Annotated in this window: 12 protein-coding genes; 5 read left to right on the forward strand and 7 right to left on the reverse strand. The window is 36.3% G+C overall.

The genetic code is table 11. From position 1 onward, the window contains the following. Positions 1-3: 3 nt before the first annotated feature. The 3 genes from L1967_RS02065 to L1967_RS02075 form a co-directional block, all read right to left on the reverse strand. Entirely contained in the window at positions 4-3,102 is a 3,099-nt protein-coding gene (locus L1967_RS02065; RefSeq protein WP_249600055.1) for a SusC/RagA family TonB-linked outer membrane protein, read from the reverse strand. 738 nt (positions 3,103-3,840) lie between these two features. Next, positions 3,841-5,343: a SusD/RagB family nutrient-binding outer membrane lipoprotein gene (locus tag L1967_RS02070; protein WP_249600056.1), complete on the reverse strand. Its 1,503-nt coding sequence runs from the start codon at positions 5,341-5,343 to the stop codon at positions 3,841-3,843. A 5-nt stretch (positions 5,344-5,348) separates the two neighbouring features. Continuing rightward, the gene (locus L1967_RS02075; RefSeq protein WP_249600057.1) at positions 5,349-8,414 is read right to left on the reverse strand and encodes a SusC/RagA family TonB-linked outer membrane protein; all 3,066 of its coding nucleotides are present in this window, start codon (positions 8,412-8,414) and stop codon (positions 5,349-5,351) included. Positions 8,415-8,666: 252 nt separating this feature from the next. On the opposite strand from L1967_RS02075, the gene L1967_RS02080 reads away from it, so the two are divergent. Then, positions 8,667-9,422, forward strand: a complete 756-nt coding sequence (locus L1967_RS02080; protein WP_249600058.1) for a DeoR/GlpR family DNA-binding transcription regulator — start codon at positions 8,667-8,669, stop codon at positions 9,420-9,422. Between the two features lie 21 nt (positions 9,423-9,443). Here the strand turns inward: L1967_RS02080 and murQ are convergent, their stop codons facing one another. From murQ to L1967_RS02095, 3 genes are all read right to left on the reverse strand, one after another. Further along, on the reverse strand, positions 9,444-10,268 hold the full coding sequence (murQ, locus tag L1967_RS02085) for an N-acetylmuramic acid 6-phosphate etherase (protein ID WP_249600059.1): 825 nt from the start codon (positions 10,266-10,268) through the stop codon (positions 9,444-9,446). A 29-nt stretch (positions 10,269-10,297) separates the two neighbouring features. Beyond that, the gene (locus L1967_RS02090) at positions 10,298-11,839 is read right to left on the reverse strand and encodes a beta-N-acetylhexosaminidase (protein ID WP_249600060.1); all 1,542 of its coding nucleotides are present in this window, start codon (positions 11,837-11,839) and stop codon (positions 10,298-10,300) included. A 158-nt stretch (positions 11,840-11,997) separates the two neighbouring features. After that, a complete protein-coding gene (locus L1967_RS02095; RefSeq protein WP_249600061.1) occupies positions 11,998-13,257 on the reverse strand; it encodes a sugar MFS transporter in 1,260 nt (419 codons plus the stop codon). 454 nt (positions 13,258-13,711) lie between these two features. Between L1967_RS02095 and lepA the strand changes: the two genes are divergently transcribed. Together lepA and L1967_RS02105 are read left to right on the forward strand one after the other, a co-directional pair. After that, positions 13,712-15,508 (forward strand): translation elongation factor 4, encoded by a 1,797-nt coding sequence (lepA, locus tag L1967_RS02100; protein ID WP_249600062.1) that lies wholly within the window; start codon positions 13,712-13,714, stop codon positions 15,506-15,508. 272 nt (positions 15,509-15,780) lie between these two features. Continuing rightward, positions 15,781-16,539, forward strand: a complete 759-nt coding sequence (locus L1967_RS02105; protein WP_249600063.1) for a YebC/PmpR family DNA-binding transcriptional regulator — start codon at positions 15,781-15,783, stop codon at positions 16,537-16,539. A 166-nt stretch (positions 16,540-16,705) separates the two neighbouring features. Here L1967_RS02105 and L1967_RS02110 read toward each other — a convergent pair whose 3' ends face one another. Continuing rightward, complete coding sequence (locus L1967_RS02110) at positions 16,706-18,583, reverse strand: cation:proton antiporter (protein ID WP_249600064.1); 1,878 nt, start codon at positions 18,581-18,583, stop codon at positions 16,706-16,708. A gap of 170 nt (positions 18,584-18,753) precedes the next feature. Here L1967_RS02110 and L1967_RS02115 point away from each other — a divergent pair, with 170 nt between their 5' ends. Together L1967_RS02115 and L1967_RS02120 are read left to right on the forward strand one after the other, a co-directional pair. Then, on the forward strand, positions 18,754-19,617 hold the full coding sequence (locus L1967_RS02115; protein WP_249600065.1) for an MBL fold metallo-hydrolase: 864 nt from the start codon (positions 18,754-18,756) through the stop codon (positions 19,615-19,617). A 1-nt stretch (position 19,618) separates the two neighbouring features. Further along, entirely contained in the window at positions 19,619-21,298 is a 1,680-nt protein-coding gene (locus L1967_RS02120) for a S8 family serine peptidase (protein WP_249600177.1), read from the forward strand. Positions 21,299-21,300 lie beyond the last annotated feature (2 nt).

Consider the following 21,300-nt stretch of genomic DNA (forward strand, 5'->3'; position numbering starts at 1 on the left):
ATTTTAAAATCCTGCTCTTATACCAATATTGTAACCTCTTGGTAAAGGAAAATTACCATAATCCAAACCTACGCCTCCTGCTCCTCCAACCGCAGCAGAGTTTCCGTTTCCTACCGGATCTAAACCAGAGTAATTAGTGACCAGAAATAAATCTGTTCCGGTTAAAAACACACTTGCACTTTTAAGAACGTTTGTTTTTTTCAACAATTTGGAAGGAAAATTATAAGAGAAAGTGACGTCACGTAGCCTCATCCAGTTGATGTCTTTTTCTATAAAACTCTGATAAGGATAAATTGAAGACCAGTAAGTTGAATTTCTGGAAAGGTCTATTGGGATATTATTTTGGGTAGGGTTTGCCGTATTTTCAAGTCCATCTTTTAATACCCCCTCTACAATCCTTGGTGTTTCTCTATCCAATGTGCGCTTACTTAAACCTCTTGTTGTTAAATAATATTCTGTTGCATTATAAACATCGCCGCCAACTCTAAAATCCAATAAGAAATCTAAAGCAAATTCTTTGTATCTAAAGGTATTAGAAAGTCCAATTTTAAAGTCTGGATTTCGATCTCCTACTACCACCCATTCTTCAGTATTTAAAATTGGCAATCCAGAAGATGGGTTCACTAAAACTTCACCGGCTTCATTTCGTTGATAATCGTATCCTGTAAACGTGGTTAAAGGTCCGCCTACCCTGGATCCAACTCTAACATTCCCGTAAAGCCAGGTATCTGAATTATAAAACTCTTCTACATCTGCCGGAAGACTTACTAACTCACTCCAGTTTTTGGTAAAGTTTGCCCTTATATCCCAGGAAAAATCTTTATTAAGAATAGGAGTTCCGTTTAATTGAATCTCTACACCTTCATTTTTTATCTCCCCGGCATTAAAAGTCATTAACACAAAACCGGTGGCATAGCTCAATCGTAGATTTTGTACAATTTGATCTTCAGATTTCTTATTGAAATAGGTTGCATCTAAACTTATTCTGTTATTAAAAAACTTTAGCTCGGTTCCAAACTCATAAGAGGTGGTCATCTCGGGCTTTAAATTTAAGCTAGGGCCGGTAAACCCGTATTTAAAACCACCGCCGGTTGTTTGCGCAGGTTCGTAATAAGGTCTTATGCTGTAAGGGCGAGCATCTTTACCTACCTGAGCTATAGATCCTCTTAACTTCCCATAGGTTAAAACATCACTATTCTTAAACATATCTAATTCTGAGAAAATGAAACTTAAACCTGCAGATGGATAAAAGAAGGAATTATTTTGTACCGGTAATGTAGAACTCCAGTCGTTTCTACCGGTTAACGTTAAATAGAGCATATCGTTATATCCAATATTCAAACTACCAAAAGCTCCCACTAATCTTCTTTCCGTTAAATTATTAAAAGCTCTATGGGTTTCTATATCTGTATTATTTATAGACCAAAGATCTGGTGCCTGAAAATCCTGACCACTAGCCGCGGCACTAAATGTGTTATAATCGTATACCGCACTACCCAATTTAAAGTCTATGCTAATATCTTTATCGAAAATTGTTGGAGTATGAAATTGTGCATAATATTGATAGGTTAAATTTCTGGTCGTAATAAGTGCCTGATCGAATAGGCCACCGTAATCTATCCCTGTATTTGATTCTGGATGTCTTACAATGGTATTTTTCTGTGTAAAATAATCTACCCCCACCTGTCCTACTAGTCTAAGCCAATCTGTAGGTTCTGCTGTTACGCGGGTATTTAATTTATATCGATCTACTAAAGAATTAAATTGATTACTGTTTACATTAAAAAAAGCATTTTCTACCGCATCTGCATATTCCGCATAATTACGACGATTACCTCCTTCAGTTAAGTATACACTTGCATCGTCTGTAGAAGGCCATAATAACAAATGTAAAAGTGGTCCTCCGCTGCCTCTAAAAGCCTGTTCGTTATCAGATCTTGTATAATCAAAAGTTACATCTGCGGTTAAGAAATCTAAAAAGTTAGCCGTTACTGCCGAGGATAAATTAAGTTTCTCTAAGCTTGTATTTGGTACAAATCCCTGAGCATCGGTATTTGATGCAGAAATTCTATACTGTGTCTGTTCAGATCCTCCAGAAAGAGAAATATTATGTTTTTGAGTGAAGGCATCCTGAAAAAAGTTACCTATATTATCGTAAAACCGGGTTCCCTCAGGATATTCGGCTCCAAAGTAATATAAACTTTCATCAGCATCACTGGTAAATCCATTGGCCCCTCTACCATATTTTTGCTGAATTTCAGGATATTTAACAATTCGGTCTAGTCTAAAGCTATTGCTATAATCTAATTTGCTGATCCCGGCTTTTCCTCTTTTTGTAGTGATCACTACAGCTCCAGAAGCCGCTTCTATTCCGTATAAAGCTGAAGCTTCAGGCCCTTTAAGAATAGTAATATTCTCAATATCCTCAGGATTAATATCTGCTCCCCTGTTGGTAAAGTCTACCCCGCGATTATTTAAAGCGGTACCACTATTTAATGATGAAGCAAATACGCCTGTAGAGGTTGTAGAGTTACTAATTGGCAAGCCATCTACAACAAACAATGGTTGGTTACTACCACTTAATGAGCTTATCCCTCTAATAACCATAGAGGTTGAAGCTCCCGGCAAACCTGAAGTGGAATTAATCTCTACCCCGGGAACCCTGCCTGCCAAAGCATTAATAAAATTCTCGCGCTGTGTTTGCGCTACTGTTTCTCCTTTAACTTCGGTTACCGCATAGCCAAGAGCCTTTTTCTCCTGCTTGATTCCAAGTGCAGTGACTACGACCTCGTCTAAACTTTCACGGTCTACCACCATCGTGACACTAAATTCTCTTTTATTGCCTACCCTAAGTTCCTGTGTTTTAAAACCTACAGAAGAAAATACCAATACAACATCGCTATCTGGAATGGATAGCGTAAAGTTCCCATCAAAATCTGTTACAACGCCCAAAGATGAATCTTTAACACGAACGGTAACCCCTGGAAGCGGAATTTCATCCTCATCCATTACTTTTCCTGATATCCCAATCTCTTGAGCCCAACTGGTAGCTGAAATAAGCAAAAGGAAAAAAAAGAATGGTCTACGTAGTTGTTCTTTCATAAAATTAAGTTAATAATTGGTTATATAACAAACATATCGTTTAAAAACCTTAAATGCAATATTTAATTGCATTAAATTCAATATTTTAAAACTTTAAACCTATAATTTACCTATAAATGCTGTTTTTTATTGCAAAAAAATCTTGTTTAGGTTTATTAAATATCACGAAAGACCCAATTATTTAACGTATCGTTTTAGTGCCAATACATTTTTTACGGACTAGAATGATCTTGAAATATGAATATGAAAAGAGAGAGAAGCGAGATTAGTTATTCTAAATGAAATTTATATACACCATAGCATGTCATTGAGATATGACCAGTTCTTCACGTTCTAAGGATAGCCTTAGGGGTTTGAATTAGAGCAGAAATCAGAGATGTGGTGATAGCGCTACTCAATAATTCGTCGTAGCATTTCATCTGGACTATCCAGTAAATTATCTAATAATCACAACTGTGTGCCGAAATTTGATATTTTGAGGATCTTTTCTAAACTTTTGAAAAGTGATCTTCGGCGTTTTCTTCCACTGGGTTTGAAGATTTGCAACTTCTGGCAAATTGCCATGAAATTTATAGATTTTTAGAAGAAAGAATTAAAAATCTAAATGAATTGCTCTTTGGCAGGTAGGAACCTTTTCTTAAACTAATGCTGAAAAGGAGCTAAATCTAACTATAAAATAAAGCTTGCCCAAAATAAATTCATTCTGAACAAGCTTTATCAAACTAACCTGAAAAAAAATTATTCCTCGGTGTCCCACCAAACCGGTGTGGTTAGGCGAATAGCCGGATCGTTATTTGGCATATTTTCGTAATTACGATCTTCTTCATTATACTCATACATCATCGCTCTTATCCAATCATTTTCATTAGGAAAAATAGCTATGTTTACATTTTCCGGACGCTCAAGTCCCGGATAAATGTCCGAGCTATAATCTGCTCTTCTAAAATCTACCCAGGTTTCCGGATTAAGCATATTTGCAATATATTTCTGAACAAAAATCTGCGATAAATCAAATTCCCCTTGTCCGATTTCTGTATCAATTGCAGTCATATATGCTGAAATCTCTTCAGAAGGTACATTAAGTTTTTGAAGATCTGCTTCTACACCGGTTTTATATGCTGCGTAAGCGCCAGCCATATCGCCACTTCTAAACCTTGCTTCCGCTTCAATAAATTTTACTTCAGAATAGGTCATCATATAAGTTGGTGAATCTGGCGAAGTATAAAATCCTCCATTCCCTAACGAATAATCATCGGCAACCTCAGCATCTACTCCTGCACCGGTCTTCACCCCCTGATAGCCTCCGTTTACAGCTTCAGGAACAATTATCGACAATCTAGGGTCTTCAAATTCTTCCTCGATATCTAATGGATCTTTAAGCAAGTTAACAAAAAACTCCGAAAAATAATCGAATCTGGTAGAACCGTAACCGCTTTTACTAAAAGGTTGATTATCGTTGCTGGCCTCTCCTCCTCCATATTCGATCAATGCATTATCTTCGTTTGATACAAATCCATTTTCTACAGCTGTAATTACCGCCTGTGGATCGTAAGCATGTTCGCCAGATGATTTTTTGGTTAGGTGATTTAAATACCTGGCTTTTATAGAATAAGCAAAACGCTTCCATTGGGCTAGGTCTCCATGATATAAAATATCTCCCTCTTCAGCATTCAAATCTACTGCGCTATCCATATCTAATTCTGCAATAGCTTCATCTAATAACAAAAAGATTCTTTCGTAAACCTCTTCCTGTGTTACAAACTCTGGTTCTAATTTAATTGTACGTTCAGGGTTATAACTATCATCTGTAACTATAGAACCATATTGATCTGTAGCCATTCCAAAAATATAGGCTCTTAATATTTTACCTACAGCGGTATAGTGGGGAGAGTCATATTCTTTTCCCAAATAAATTAAATCGGCTGTATTAGGTAATGCATACACATACACATTTTGCCAAAGAAAATAGCTTCCTGTTGTAAGGTAGGTGTTCCAAGATTCAGAATAATAGGCCGCAGTATTTTGCGAACCGTATTGCACTACTCCCAAAACTTCACGAATACCTCGATATTGAGCAGTCGCTACCGTATTTTCTATAGCTCCTTCTATACGATATTGTGGTGCTAAACCTGTATTTGTAGGTTGTGTTTCTGAGCTGTTTACATCAAAATAATCATCGCTACAAGAGTAAGATGTTATTAAGATTGAAGCTGCAAATATATATTTATAAATCTTCTTCATAATTTTTAAAATTTAAATCGTAATCCTACATCAAAACCTCTGGTATTTGGTGTCCCCAAGTTATCTATTCCCATAGAACCCGCTCCCTGAATTCCTGCTCCGTATGTATTTACCTCGGGATCCACCCCTGAATAATCGGTAATCGTAAATAGATTTCTACCGGTTACCGATAATTGTGCTGAAACAATATTGAATTTATCCAGAAAAACAGTTGGTAAATCGTATGCTAATGTTACATAGCGTAACCTGGCAAAAGAGGCATCTTCAATAAAGTTTTCTGCGTTTTGAGAGTAATAATTTTGGAAGTATTGTTGATCTGTTATTTCTGTGGTATTAGGAGAGCCATCTGCATATACGCCTTCTATTACCCTTAGATTATTACCTGTTCTGTTAAGGGTGTTTTCCGCCAGGCCATAATAAGTCAGTGCCGATTTGGTAGCATTATAAGCATCCTGTCCCTGTACAATATCCAATAAAAAGGATAAATTAAAGTTTTTATACGATAAGTTGTTAGTAATACCTAATGTCCACTCGGGTAATCGGTTTACATCTTCAAAAATAACCGTTTCAAATTCAGGTATACCATTTGCGCCAATTACTAATTCTCCATTCTCATTTCTTACTGGTTTATCTCCCCTAAGCCCAAAAAGTGAGCCTCCAAGAATTGCCGCTCCGGCTGCAGTATTGCTAAAGGTCCAGGAATCTGATAGATAAACATTATCCAATTGTCCTGGTAATTGTTTTACATCACTTTTATTAACTCCTAAATTATACGTCATATCCCATTGAAAATCGCTTTCTCGTGAGAATAGTTTTGCAGTAAGTAAAGCTTCTATCCCTTTATTTTCTATAGAGCCACCATTTAGGGTCGTATAAAATGTACCTGCTGAAGGAGGAACACGAATATCATTCAGAATTTGATTCTTAGATTTCATATAATAAAAACTCATATCCAAACCGATCCTGTTCTTAAAAAACCGAGAATCAAAACCTATTTCATAACTATCCGTAAATTCCGGTTCTAGTTCTGGATTACCGATATCTACCCCATTATAGGTATACGCTGAACTTGCCAATGAATTAATATTGGTTCCTAAAAAGCTTTCAAGTTTTCCAATTGGCGCATCTTTACCAGCCTGAGCCCAGGTTGCCCGCAGTTTTAAATAAGATAATCCGTTATCTGAAGTAATATCGTTCCCTCCCTGGCTTAACAAATCTGTAAGGACTGCAGAGGTTCCTATGGAAGGATAAAAGAATGAACGATCTTCTTTAGGTAAGGTCGATGACCAGTCATTTCTTCCCGTAAAGTTTAAAAATAACGCGTCTTTCCAGGCAAATTTTACTTCGCCAAAAACACCTACAGCTCTTCTTCTTCTAATTATTTCTAAAATTGACTGATTCTCTTTAGAAACATTTCCTATACTATATATTCCTGGTGCCATAAAACCATCACCATACGTATATACGGTATGAACTTTAAGATCCTCTACCATATTTCCTACCAAAGCATCTACTGAAAAATCATCGGTAATATCCTTTGCATAGCTTATAATCAAGTTAGAAGTTGTTCTGCGATTTTCTCTTTCAAACTGGCTAATATAACCTTCTGCCCTATTCTCAATAAGAGAACCTGTACCAATTACCTGCTTACTAAATTCTCTAAAATAATCTGTTCCTAGTTTATAGGAAATATTAAAACCATTTAAAAAATCATAGCTGGCATTCACAATTCCCAACAAGCGATTAACTTTATTATCGTTAGGGCTATTTTCTAAACTCCAATATGGATTATCAAATGTTTGATCATTATAAAACATTTTTTGAGAACCATCTTCATTATAATAATCATGAATATCGATATTTATGGGGTAAGAAAGTAAGCTCCCATAACTACTACCACTGGCATTTCCCTGTCTTGTACTTTCGATCTCACTTACAATATAGTTTGCTGAAGCACCTACTGTAAGTTTATCGTTTATTTGAGAAGACGTATTAATTTTAAAGGATGTTTTATCGTAACTGGTACCATCGATCACACCTTCCTGAGATAAATCGCCAATCGATAAATACATTGTACTTTTCTCTGTACCTCCGGAATAACTTACATTATGATTTTGAGTAATGGCTGTTTGGTAAAAATCTTTAATATGATCATAAGTTTGTGTACCTGAAGAAACTTCAGAACCAAAACTAAATTCTGATTGTTCAATGTAACTAAATCCTTCTGGCCCTAAATTTTGCTTACCCTGTCCATATTTTTGCTGAATGTCTGGAGTTCCTAAAACATTATCTACAGAGAATGTTCCAGAATAGGATATAGTGCTACTCCCTGCTTTCCCTTTTTTAGTTGTAATAATTACTGCACCTCCTGCGGCTTGTATACCATACAATGCAGCTGCAGCAGGACCTTTAAGTACAGATATACTTTCAATATCCTCTGGGTTAAGATCGGCAGCACGGTTAATACTAGCAACTGTTAAACTGGACCCTGTTGAGTTATCAATAGGAATACCATCTACCACAAACAACGGCTGATTGTCTCCCGTAATGGAAGTACCTCCACGAATTAAGATTACCGAAGAAGAACCCGGAGCTCCTCCAGAATTACCAATAGTAACCCCGGAAACCTTACCTTGAAGTCCACTCACCACATTTTGTTTATTTCCTTCAAGCACTTCATCTGACGAAATTTCTTGTACGGCATATCCTAATGCCTTTTTCTGCCGTTCAATACCAAATGATGTTACAACAACTTCATTTAAACTTTCAGTATCAACCTCCATAGAAATAGTAAAGGAAGTTTTATTTCCCACCGCTATTTCCTGAGTAGTAAAACCTATTGAGGAAAATACTATAACCACTCCATCAGTATCTGGTATAGATAAACTGAAGTTACCGTCAAAATCTGTAACTGTACCCATGTTCGAATCTTTTACCCGAACGTTCACTCCAGGAAGTGGAATTTGATCTTCATCTACAACTGTCCCTGAAATTTCTTTATCCTGTGCCCAAATTTGTATTGAAAACAATAAAAATAGCAACAAGAATGGTTTCTTAAATTGTCCTTTCATAGTAGTTCGTTAACAATTAGTTATGAAACAAACTTATTATTAAAATTAACTAAAAGCAATAAGAAACTGCAAAAATTAAAAATAAATGCAATTTATATGCAAATTATATATAATTTATGCCGTTAAAAATTGCAATAAATAAAATTTACATAATTTTAAGATGAAATAATTTTTTAACATTTTTTATAGATTTATACGATTATTAACCCAATACAAAAGGCTTAATTAGCGATTTATAAATACATCCAGTAAATGAAAAAAAAAGAAAGACGCGAGATTATACTGAACGAAGTTCATTTACATAATAGAGTACTACTAAGCGATTTAACCAATATTCTTAACGTCTCTATGGATACCGTACGACGGGATCTGATGGAATTGGATAAGCAGAAACTACTTAAAAAAGTTCATGGTGGTGCCGTATCAAATGGTTTCAATATTCATTCCGATCAAAACCGGGAAATTTATGAGTACGAAAACAAATCGATTATCGCAAAAAAAGGAATTTCCCTTTTAAATCATGGCGATGTTGTGTTAATAACAGGGGGGTCTACCAATTTAGAATTGGCAAAATTACTTCCGCAAAAAATGAATCTTACCTTCTTTACTCCCAGTCTTCCTATGGCGGTAGAATTACTTAATAATTCTTCGATGCTAAGCGAAGTACATCTAATTGGCGGGAAATTATCTAAGGGATCACAATTAGCTACCGGCGGAAGTTCCATAAATACCTTAACTGAAATTACTGCGGATATCTGTTTTTTAGGTACCGGTTATATGGATTTAGATAAGGGGATTACTGAAATTGACTGGGAAATTGCCCAAATGAAAAAAGCAATGGTGAGTGCTTCAAGGAAAATAGTATCACTAAGTATTTCTAAAAAACTAGATACCATCAACCGCTACAAAATCTGTGACCTTACTCAGGTAGATACGCTGGTAACCGAATTAGATCCTTCAGATAAAAGTCTTGAAAAATACCAAAAAGCAGGCTTAAAATTACTCTAAGCTAACTGCCGAAATTCGATATTATTTCAGCTCTTTTTCGTAATTCAGTAATACATTTCTAACACTTCCGTGTTTCAGCAATAATTGTTTGGCTTCAGTTTCAGGTACCTGAAGTTCGTCCATAATCATTTGTGTACCACGGCCAACCAGTTTTTTGTTAGAAAGCTGCATATCGACCATACGGTTACCCTTTACCCTACCTAGTTTTATCATGGTACTGGTTGTAATCATATTTAAAACCATCTTTTGTGCGGTACCCGCTTTCATCCGGGTACTTCCAGTGACAAATTCAGGGCCGGTAACCACTTCAATAGGAAATTCTGATGCGTCTCCCAAAGGGCTTCCACTGCTACAGGCGATACATCCCGTCGAAATTCCACGTTTTCTGGCTTCTTTTATTCCGCCAATCACATAAGGTGTGGTCCCTGAAGCTGCAATACCTACAAGAATATCGTTTTCTGAAATTTGATATTCCTGAAGATCTTTCCATGCCTGTGTAGTATCGTCTTCTGCATTTTCTACGGCATTTCTTAAAGCCGTATCTCCACCGGCAATTAAACCAATAACCATATCTGGGGTTACGCCAAAAGTAGGTGGACATTCTGATGCGTCTAACACCCCCAATCTTCCACTGGTGCCGGCACCAATATAAAATAACCGACCTCCTCTTTTCATATTTTCAACAATAACATCTACCAGTTTTTCTATAGCTGGTAACTGTTTGTGTACATTTATAGCAATGGTTTGATCTTCTTTGTTGATGCTAGCCAGCAATTCTGCCGTGCTCATCTTCTCAAGATCATTATATTTTGATTGCTTTTCGGTATCGGGTTGTTTACTCTCCATCGTATCAAATTAACTCTCGCAAGTTCCGATTATTTTTCTACTGTAGAAAATACTCCTTTAATTTTTGTTGTATTCCATGGCACATCTGGCGTCTTATAAAAGTTGATTCCCAGGTAATCCAGGCGTTTCCCATGTGTACCTAAACGCTTTTTAAATTCGCTATAATCTTTCTTTTTAGGCGAAGACCAACCCACCTCGGCAACAGCAATATTGCGTGGCCAAAGGCGATCGTCTGCAGTGGCATCGCTATGTACAAGCTCTGTCCATAGGGCACCTTCTACTCCTATGGCTTTCTTATTTTCAGACACAAAATCGTAAACGTTTTTTAAAGAAACTCCGTCTTTTTTACACCAGCTATACGTATTGGGCTGATTGGGAATATTACCGTGATCTAAATAGAAATTTTTACAAATTGATTCGATAATTCTGGTATCCACAACGCTTTTGGTGGCTCCCGTCCAACGCTGACTAATAAACGGATCGTCTACCTTAGCTTGAGTAACTTCTTCCCAACCAATGGCTGTTTTACCATTTTCACGGACTATTTTTTCAGCTTTCACTACAAATTCTTTATAGTGTTCATCTTCGATTTCATCACCTCCGATATGAAGGTAAGGACCATCGGTAATTTCAGCAAGCTCGGCAATAACATCGCTAATAAAATCGTAAACCACCGGTTTTTCCATACAAAACTTGCTCCACCCAACGTCGGTTCCGTGAAAAGGAGCTGGTGGTATTGCACGTTTTGGATTCAGATTTTCAAAATTTTCACAACTTAATTCTGGATAGCCCTGCAAGGCGGCATAAGTATGTCCCGGCATATCCACTTCAGGAATAATCATTACATTTCGCTCTTTTGCGTAAGCCTGTAAATCTTTATACTCCTCTTGTGTTAAAAATCCGGCACGACCATTATTTACGGCAGACTGTCCTCCTATTTGGGTTAATTTTGGCCATTTTTTAATCTCAATCCTCCAACCCTGATCGTCGCTTAAATGCAAATGAAAACGATTTAATTTATACAGCGCCATACGATCTACATGCTTTTTTAGATAATCCAAATCAAAAAAGCTTCGGGCAACATCAAGCATACTCCCGCGCCATTCATAATAAGGCTTATCTGAAATAGTCACCGAAGGAATACTAAAAGCCGCGGTAATTTTACCAGATTCTACTTCAGCAGGAAACAATTGTCTAAGTGTGGTTATTCCGTAGAAAAGTCCGGCATTGGTAACCGCTTCTATCGTTATTTTTTCTGAAGTAACTTTAAGTTGATATCCTTCTTTTCCTAAAGAAGAAGAAAGATCCTTATTGATTTTTAACGAAACGTTGGCTTCCTTTTCTGAAGCTTTTTCAAGCTCACTTCCCGTAGTATTCAATAAAGTTTTAAGCCATTTTAAACTTTTTTCGGCCTCGGCATCTGCATAAAAAGTTATGGTAGACGGAAACTGAAATTCGCTATTTTTCCATTCAATTTTGGAAGGCATTGGAATAATAGCGGGTTTATCCTGAGCGTAAGCACCTATAAAAATGAAGAATGTAAGGAAAACAGAAAAGAAAGAACGTTTCATACTTATATTTTTTAAATGAATAAATTTAGGCTAAACATTTGATTTTCCAATTTTTAATTGGCGAAACAGCAGTCTCACCTAGCCTTAATTCTCTTGATATATTCATTACCTTTTTTACAGGCATTTGGTTTATTTTATTTTAAACCTTTTATGGTTTCTTATCTAATTTTATGCCCCTTAACCGCAAAGAAAAGGATATATAAATAACATGGAATCACCACCCAGTAGGCCTGCTGAAGTCCAAAACTATCGGCTAAAGAACCATAGGCTAAAGGTACAATCGCACCACCTGCAATCGCCATAATTAAAAAGGATGACGCTATTTTGGTAAACCTTCCCAAACCGTCTAACGCTAAAGGCCAAATAGCCGGAAAAACTACTGCATTTGCCAGTCCTAACATCGAGATACAAAGTACCGAAACAAAACCATCTGTAAAAATTGCAGCTAATCCCAACAGAATACCTAAGATTCCTGAAATTCGAAGAGCTTTTGCCTGACTAATATATTTTGGAATGGTTACGGTACCTATTAAATAACCCACGATCATCGCTGCTAAAGTGTACGAGGTAAATTGTAAAGCTGCTTCAGACGGTATTCCCTGCCCGTCTTTGGCATAAGTAATTACTGTATCACCGGCGATAACCTCTACCCCAACATATAAAAACATGGCCAAAGTTCCCAAAAGCAAATTAGGGAACTGGAAAACACTTGTTTTGTTTTTATTAGCTTCTGCTAAGGTTTCATCTTCTTTATCGGTTTCAATTTCAGGCAAAGAGGAAAAATAAATAAGTACGGCTAAACCCACAAGAACAATTGCCATTACGATATAAGGCATTTCTACCCTAGAAGAAAGCAAATCTAATTCGGCCTCACGCTCGGCTCCGGTTAAAGTGCTCAGTTTTGCCTCAATCTGATCCATATTTTTAAGTAAAATAGCACCAATGGTTAAAGGCGCTAAAATCCCGGCTACCTTATTACAAATTCCCATAATACTAATACGCTTTGCCGCACTTTCAATAGGTCCTAATACGGTGATGTAAGGATTGGCAGCAGATTGTAGCAAGGCCAGTCCTGTACCCTGAACAAATAATCCTGTTAGGAATAAAGCATACGTTCTGGAGGCTGCAGCAGGGATAAATATCAAAGCACCAACGGCCATTACCAGTAATCCAAGCCCCATTCCTTTTTTAAAACCTGTTTTTTCTAAAACTTTTGCCGATGGAATTGCCATAACAAAATACGAAATGTAAGAAGCAAAAGCTACAAAAAACGACTGGAAGTTATTCAGCTCGTTCGCTGTTTTTAAATAAGGAATTAATACTGAATTTAACCAGGTGACAAACCCAAAAATAAAAAATAAGATTCCTATAATAATGATCGACCTGCTGGTTCCTGAAGTATTCGAGTTATTGCTCATAATATTTATTTACCCGTATTTTAAATTAGCATATTAAAAAAGCTTAAATTCAAATCATTAAAATTTTACAGAAAGCCTCTTACAAAAAAAAGAAACTTTTTTATAAAACTTAAACACTTTATTAACTTTTTTTATAATTAAAAAGAACATAACTTAAATTTTTATTTAGAATTATGCACTGAACTCTTCAAATTCCTGAATTTTTAAACAGCTTTCTAAAGTTTCTATAAGGTATTTGAAATACACTATATTTGCAGCCCAAAAATTTTATAACCATACTGTCAAAAATTGCTATTTTCTGATTGTTTTTTATTTTGGATTTTTGGATCGCGTTTACTTTAAAAAGCCTAGAAAGCTTTAAGATATTGAAAAACGCTTAATAATTTTAAAATTCGAGTTTAAAACTCAGCGAATAAAGCCTTGTAGGTTAAAACCAATTAATGTTCACAATTGCATGAAACACATTCGTAATTTTTGTATCATCGCCCATATCGATCATGGAAAGAGTACACTAGCCGATAGACTTTTAGACTTTACAGGATCGGTAACAGAAAGAGAAAAGCAGGCACAGCTTTTAGATAATATGGATTTGGAGCGGGAGCGTGGTATCACTATTAAAAGTCATGCAATCCAAATGGATTATGTTCATGAAGGTGAGCAGTATACGCTAAATTTAATCGATACCCCGGGGCACGTAGATTTCTCTTACGAGGTTTCCAGGTCTATTGCTGCCTGTGAAGGTGCTTTACTGGTAGTAGATGCTGCGCAGAGCATACAGGCACAAACAATTTCTAACCTTTACCTGGCGTTAGAAAACGATCTTGAAATTATCCCTGTTTTAAATAAAGTAGATCTTCCAAGCGCCAATCCAGAAGAAGTTACAGACGATATTGTAGATCTTTTAGGTTGTGAACCTGAAGATGTAATTCCTGCAAGCGCCAAAACAGGAATTGGTATTGAAGAAATTTTACATGCTATTATCACCAAAATTCCCTCGCCAAGTGGTAAAGTTGACGCGCCATTAAGAGCCTTGATTTTTGATTCGGTTTACAATCCGTTTCGTGGGGTAGAAACCTTTTTTAGAGTAATTAACGGAAGCATTAAAAAGAACCAGCACATTAAGTTTGTGGCAACGGGTAAAGATTATTCGGCAGATGAGGTTGGTACTTTAAAGCTTATTCAGCATCCAAAACAGGAAATTAAAACCGGAGATGTGGGTTATTTAATTACTGGAATTAAAGACGCACGAGAGGTAAAAGTGGGAGATACCATAACCGATGCTAAAAATCCTACTACTGAAGCAGTTGCAGGATTCGAAGATGTAAAGCCTATGGTATTTGCCGGCATTTACCCTGTAGATACTGAAGATTACGAAGAACTTAGAGCCTCTATGGAAAAACTTCAGCTTAATGATGCTTCTTTGGTGTTTACTCCAGAGAGCTCAGCAGCATTAGGATTTGGTTTTAGATGTGGATTCTTGGGAATGCTTCACCTGGAGATTATTCAGGAGCGATTAGAACGTGAATTTGATATGACAGTAATTACTACTGTACCTAACGTGTCTTATCAAGCCTATACCAATAAGCATCCAGATGAGATTATTTTAGTTAATAATCCTTCAGATTTACCAGAACCTTCAACTTTAAACCGGGTAGAAGAGCCATTTATTAAGGCAAGCATTATTACCAAAGCAGATTATGTTGGTCCCGTAATGTCCCTTTGTATTGAAAAGCGCGGTGAAATTACCAACCAATCTTACTTAACGACAGAGCGAGTTGAACTTTCTTTTGATATGCCCTTGGCAGAAATTGTTTTCGATTTTTACGATCGCTTAAAAACAGTTTCTCGTGGTTATGCTTCTTTCGATTATTCTCCTATTGGGCTACGTACTTCTAAACTGGTAAAAGTTGACGTTCTACTTAACGGAAATAAAGTAGATGCACTTTCGGCCTTATTACACCAGGATAATGCGTATGATATTGGTAAGAAGATGTGTGAAAAACTGAAAGAATTGATCCCAAGACAGCAGTTTGATATTCCTATTCAAGCAGCGATTGGGGCAAAAATTATCTCCAGAGAAACCGTAAAAGCGCTTAGAAAAGACGTTACTGCGAAATGTTATGGTGGAGATATCTCTCGTAAAAGAAAGCTTTTAGAAAAGCAGAAAAAGGGTAAAAAACGTATGCGCCAGGTTGGAAACGTAGAAATTCCTCAAGAAGCCTTTATGGCCGTTTTAAAACTAAACGATTAATACCAGCTTAAAGCTGATTTATATCAAAAACCCTCATAGTTTTTAAGCTATGAGGGTTTTTAGTTTTTTATAAACTCTTCTGACATTTTAAATCATTTGAACCACTTAAGCTGTAAAAACTTCTCATTAGAATATGTTTACTCGAACCTGTAAAAATCCGAATTTTAGCATTGCATCTCAATTCCTTAAATTTGTAAAAATGGCTTCATTTTGACCAAAATCGAGTAAAATTGAAGCAAAATTGAGTAAAAAACACTAAAAAGAAGAGGAAAATGGCTGGACATAGCAAATGGGCAAACATAAAACACCGTAAAGGAGCGCAGGATAAAAAACGTGCAAAACAATTTACCCGGGCAATTAAAGAAATTAGTGTTGCGGTAAAAGAAGGTGGTGGTGCAGATCCTGAAGCTAATCCAAGCTTGCGTAACGCGATAAGCAATGCAAAAGGGGTGAATATGCCCAAAGATACCATAGATCGCGCAATTAAAAAAGCAAGTGGTGCAGATGCCGATAATTACGAAACCGTAACTTTTGAAGGATATGGCCCTAACGGAATTGCAATTTTTGTAGAATGCACCACAGATAATACCAATAGAACTGTAGCCTCTGTACGATCAATTTTTACTAAAAATGGAGGAAGTCTGGGAACTAATGGTTCGTTAGAATTTTTATTTGATAAAAAAGGGGTTTTTGTGCTTGAAAGAGAAAAAATTGAAATAAACCTTGAAGAATTTGAGCTTGAACTTATTGAAGGCGGAGGGACAAAAATCGAAAAAGAGGACGACCTGATGACGATTTATACCGATTTTAATGACTTTGGTCTCATGTCTTCTAAACTGGAAGAATTAGAAATGGAAACAAAGTCTTCTGAAGTACAACGAATTCCCTTAAACACGGTAGAACTTCCGGTTGAGGACGCGAAAAAGATCTTAAACCTCATCGAAAAATTTGAAGACGATGATGATGTTCAAAATGTATATCATAATCTCGAAATTACAGACGAACTTATAGATGCAATGGAGGAAGACTAACTTTTTTAAAAGTTTAAAAGCCTTTTAATGTATATCTTAAACGAGAAAAAAGATAATGAAAAAACGCCCAATTTCGATAGTTGAAATTGGGCGTTTTTATATTGAATTTCTAAGCAACCCTATTCGTTAATTAGAGCCTTGGGAGAATTAAATCCTCAATGAGGGATTAGTCTGCCTGAGTTTTACCTTTCGTGTCTTCGGCATCTCGTGTATTCGAACTTTCTTCTATTTCCATTCGTTTCCCAAGATACACCAGCTTAAAACCTTCTTCGATTTCCACTTCTTTACTATTTGAAGGAATGATATTTAAATTCCCCTCATTATTTTTTACAAAAAGTGGAATAATATCCGGATCGGTTTTAGATATCTCTATTAAACCCTCATAATGCTCTTTAGAATTTAATTCAATTTCGTGTATTGTTGGATATTTCCTGGCCAAATTGGTTAATTTCACATAATCATCGGTTTGTGAGAACAATCCTTCTTTTGGATTGTTTTCAGGATCTTGCATTTCTTCCGGAGAAACCACTCTAAAAGATCCATTTTCACCAAAATGCTTTTTAAATTTTTCTATCGCATTTTTATTGATCTCACTGTTACTGGTCATTGCCATTAAATAACCTACATCATTAAGTTCAATATTATTTATTAAATCTTCAGAATATACATTCTCTTCAATCGCATCTAATCCCATGCCTTTAGCTTTTCTAACATTCATCCCATTGTTATCCACTAATACCACATGCCTACCATTATCTACCATATATTCTGCAATAATTCTGGAAATTGAAGATGCGCCAATAATTAAAATCCCTTCAGAATTCTTTAAAAACACTCCTATTAATTGTGCGAAAAAACGAGCGGTAGTAGCATTTAACAACACTGTTCCCAGCACAATCATAAATACAAGGGGAGTAATATATTCAGCTCCCTCTACACCCTGATTGGCAAGTTCTATCCCAAATAAAGAAGCAATACCGGCAGCGACGATTCCGCGAGGTCCTACCCAGCTTATAAACAGCTTTTCATTGAATTTAAGGGAAGAATTTATACTACTTATAAACACTCCCAGTGGCCGTACAACAAAAACAATAACTGCAAATAACCAAATAGCCTTACTGGTGAATACTAAATACAAATCGTCCATATTAATATTTGCAGCTAGCAGAATAAATAAAATGGAAATTAAAAGAACACTTAAAGATTCTTTGAAGTATAACAGCTCTTTTAAGTTTGGTAAATTGATATTCCCCATCACCATTCCCATCACTACTACTGCTAAAAGTCCGCTTTCGTGAGCAAACTGGTCAGATAACACAAATACGCCTAGTACTGCGGCAAGTGTAAGGACATTTAATAAATAATGCGGAATAATATTTTTCTTGATGCTGTAGGCCAGCGCATGGGCAAAGGTGAATCCAAAAGTAAATCCAAAGAGCACAATTTTACCAAATTCCAATAATACAGTTGGCGTATATTCTTTTCCTTTTCCGGCACTAATAAACTCAAATACCAAAACGGCAAAAAGCGCCCCTATAGGATCGATAAGGATTCCTTCCCATTTTAAAATAGTGGAGACATCTTTTTTAAGCGGAATGTTACGAAGAATAGGCGTGATTACCGTTGGCCCCGTAACAATAATTAATGAAGCAAATAAAAACGAAATCTGCCAGCTAAGGTCAAAAATATAATGCGCTGCTATCCCGGCGCCTATAAAAGTTATAATTACAGCAACCGTAATTAACTTCACAATAACAAAGCCTACATTTAAAATTTCGCCTTTTTTAAGCGTTAAACCTCCTTCAAAAAGGATAATACCTATTGCCAGGGAAACAAAATAAAATAAGCTTTCTCCCGGAAACAATCCAGATTCACCGTTCCAAATAGGTTCTATAAGTTTGCTTCCATCCTCTGTAAACAAAGTTGCGATTGGCCCTACAGAAAGTCCAATTAAAATTAACGGAAGGATTGCAGGAATTTTAAATTTCCATGCCACCCACTGTGCCAATATTCCTAAAATTACTATACCTGCTAACTCTAACATTAATCTTTTCGGTTTGTATTAAAAGCTAAAAATATTAAAAATAGTTTAGTTTGTTCATAACCTGGTCATAAACTGAGAATATTTGTAATCTCATGTTAAATCAGCCCAATTAAACGCTTTTGAGCATTTGATTTAATAATTTGCGATATATTGTGAAAATTTAGTGATTTATGAAATTATACCCCATCGAAGCAGGAAATTTTAAGCTGGACGGCGGTGCTATGTTTGGCGTAGTCCCTAAAAGTATCTGGCAAAAAACCAATCCTGCAGATAGCAATAACATGATCGATATTGGCGCCAAAAGTCTTTTAATCGAAGATGGTAATCAATTAATCCTTATCGATACAGGGCTGGGCAATAAGCAAAGTGAAAAGTTTTTTAGTTATTATTACCAGTGGGGCGATAATTCTATCGATAAGTCTTTAAAAAAATATGGATTTCATCGAGATGATATTACCGATGTATTTACCACTCATCTCCATTTTGACCATTGTGGTGGTTGCATACAATGGAATAAAGACCGCACCGGTTACGAAACAGCTTTTAAAAATGCAAAATACTGGAGCAATAAAGATCACTGGCAGTGGGCAACACAACCAAATGCCCGTGAAAAAGCTTCTTTTTTAAAAGAAAATATCTTGCCTATAGAAGAAAGTGGAAAGCTTCACTTTGTAGATAGAAAGAATAATGAAAGTTTTTCAGCTATTCCAGAGCTTGGTTTTGGCGTACTCTTTGTAGATGGCCATACCGACAAACAAATGATACCTCATTTGGAATATAAAGGAAAAAAACTGGTTTTTATGGCAGATCTGCTTCCAACGGCAGGACACATTCCTTTACCTTATGTAATGGGATACGATACCCGCCCGTTATTAACCTTGCCAGAAAAGAAAACCTTTTTAGATAAAGCCGCAGATGAAGAAATTTATCTTTTTATGCAACATGATGCGCACAATGAAGTTATAACCGTAAAACACACTGAAAAAGGTGTGAGACATGATCAAACATACACGTTTAATGAATTATTTAACTAAAATGAAAATTCCATTTTATAAACCATTATTGGCTGCTACTTCAGCAGCCATTCTTGCGTCTTGTGGGAGTAGTGCTCCTGCAATTGTTTCAACTCCAATCGCGAATATCGATACGATCCCGCTTAAAGTAACGGCACTTACCGATGCTCAGTTTAAAAACTGGCCCGAAGCCGATTTGATCTATGATACCATTCCGGGAATGAGTGTGGATAGAGCTTATTCAGAAATCATTAAAAATCAAAAAGGTAAAAAAGTGATCGTTGCTGTGATCGATAGTGGTACCGATATCGAACACGAAGATCTAAAAAATGTAATTTGGACCAATGAAGATGAAATTCCTGGAAACGGAATAGACGATGATAATAATGGGTATATCGACGATGTTCATGGCTGGAACTTTTTAGGAGATGCCGTAGATGAAAACTTAGAATTTGTTAGAATTTACAAAAAATTAAAACCTAAATACGAAGGAAAATCGGCCAGTGACATAAGTGAAGCCAATCGCCAAGAATTTATTCTTTTCAAAGATGCTGAAGCTGAATACAACAAAAAACTAACAGAGGCACAACAAAACCTGGCCCAATACCAGCAAATAAAATCGCAATTGGTCGCTGCGCATCAGGCAGTTTCTTCTCAACTAGGAAAAGAAGATTACACCATGGATGAATTAAAAGCAATGCAGGCTACGGCACAACCTTTAAGCCAGTATAAAGCCATGTTGCTTCAAATTCAGCAGAATGTAAACGAAAATATCCCAAAAGCGATTGAAGAGCTGGATGGGGCGCTCGATTATTATTCAGATCAGGTTAAAGTCAACTTAAATCCAGACCTTAACGGAAGAGAAATTGTTGGGGATAATCCCGACGACCTTAATGATCGTAATTACGGAAATAACAACGTGATGGGTCCTGAAGCCGATAAAAAAAATATAAAACATGGTACGCATGTTGCCGGGATCATTGCCGCACAAAGAAATAACGGTATTGGTATGAACGGTGTAGCCCAGAATGTTGAGATAATGGCGGTAAGAGCTGTACCAAATGGCGATGAGTACGATAAAGATATTGCGCTTGCCATTAGATATGCTGTAGATAATGGTGCTAAAGTAATTAATACCAGCTTTGGTAAATATTTTTCAACACATCCAGATTGGGTAAGAGATGCTATTAAATACGCCGCAGATCACGATGTTTTAATTGTAAATGCCGCAGGTAATGAAAGCTTAAATCTGGATGAAAAAATGGTCTATCCAAACGATCAAACCCCAGATAATCCTGTAGAAATTAGTGATAACTTCTTAACAGTTGGTGCTTTAAATTATGATTATGGTGCTAAACTGGTAGCCAATTTTTCTAACTACGGAAAGAAAAATGTGGATGTATTTGCTCCAGGAAATAAAATCTGGTCTACAACACCAAACAATGAATATGAGTATTTACAGGGAACATCTATGGCTTCACCTGAAGTTGCAGGAATTGCTGCAATGATTAGATCATATTTTCCTAAATTAACAGCGCCACAGGTTAAAAAGATCATTATGGATAGTGGTTTGCCGGTTCAGGCTAATGTAATTGTTGGTGGGGATCGATTAAACACACAGGAATTTAGTGAACTTTCTACCTCTGGAAAAATTGCTAATTTATATAATGCACTAATTTTAGCATCTAAAGTTTCTAAATAATA

This window comes from Zunongwangia pacifica (assembly GCF_023499215.1).
GTDB classification, from domain to species: domain Bacteria; phylum Bacteroidota; class Bacteroidia; order Flavobacteriales; family Flavobacteriaceae; genus Zunongwangia; species Zunongwangia pacifica.

Coding starts and splice junctions, on each gene's coding strand:
- murQ (WP_249600059.1), bottom strand. CDS start 10,268: ATGGAGAGTAAACAACCCGATACCGAAAAGCAATCAAAATATAATGAT.
- lepA (WP_249600062.1), top strand. CDS start 13,712: ATGAAACACATTCGTAATTTTTGTATCATCGCCCATATCGATCATGGA.
- L1967_RS02095 (WP_249600061.1), bottom strand. CDS start 13,257: ATGAGCAATAACTCGAATACTTCAGGAACCAGCAGGTCGATCATTATT.
- L1967_RS02070 (WP_249600056.1), bottom strand. CDS start 5,343: ATGAAGAAGATTTATAAATATATATTTGCAGCTTCAATCTTAATAACA.
- L1967_RS02065 (WP_249600055.1), bottom strand. CDS start 3,102: ATGAAAGAACAACTACGTAGACCATTCTTTTTTTTCCTTTTGCTTATT.
- L1967_RS02075 (WP_249600057.1), bottom strand. CDS start 8,414: ATGAAAGGACAATTTAAGAAACCATTCTTGTTGCTATTTTTATTGTTT.
- L1967_RS02090 (WP_249600060.1), bottom strand. CDS start 11,839: ATGAAACGTTCTTTCTTTTCTGTTTTCCTTACATTCTTCATTTTTATA.
- L1967_RS02110 (WP_249600064.1), bottom strand. CDS start 18,583: ATGTTAGAGTTAGCAGGTATAGTAATTTTAGGAATATTGGCACAGTGG.
- L1967_RS02115 (WP_249600065.1), top strand. CDS start 18,754: ATGAAATTATACCCCATCGAAGCAGGAAATTTTAAGCTGGACGGCGGT.
- L1967_RS02120 (WP_249600177.1), top strand. CDS start 19,619: ATGAAAATTCCATTTTATAAACCATTATTGGCTGCTACTTCAGCAGCC.
- L1967_RS02105 (WP_249600063.1), top strand. CDS start 15,781: ATGGCTGGACATAGCAAATGGGCAAACATAAAACACCGTAAAGGAGCG.
- L1967_RS02080 (WP_249600058.1), top strand. CDS start 8,667: ATGAAAAAAAAAGAAAGACGCGAGATTATACTGAACGAAGTTCATTTA.